Annotated in this window: 1 pseudogene; it reads right to left on the reverse strand. The window is 59.3% G+C overall.

Annotated elements, in window-relative coordinates:
* Positions 1–213 (reverse strand): annotated as a pseudogene (locus ACCD00_RS30925) (2-iminoacetate synthase ThiH); the annotation flags it as partial.
* Positions 214–231: the final 18 nt, after the last annotated feature.

A 231-nucleotide genomic window follows, 5' to 3' on the forward strand; every position in this document is an offset into this window, starting at 1 on the left:
CTCCTGCACCACTTCATCCACCGTAAGCGTGGTGCGGATAATGGGATTATCCCGGGAAAAACCGCAGTACTTGCAATTATTGATGCATTCGTTGGACAGGTAAATGGGGGCGAACAGGCGGATGGTCCGGCCGAAATGCAGCCGCGTCAGACGCCGGCTCTCCTGCGCCATCTCCTCCAGGCGGGCGTCGTCAACCGGTTCCAGCAACGCCATGAAACGGCGTACCAGGGG

Source organism: Pseudomonas sp. Pseusp3, from assembly GCF_047304225.1.
Taxonomy (GTDB): Bacteria; Pseudomonadota; Gammaproteobacteria; order Pseudomonadales; family Pseudomonadaceae; genus Aquipseudomonas; species Aquipseudomonas fluorescens_CD.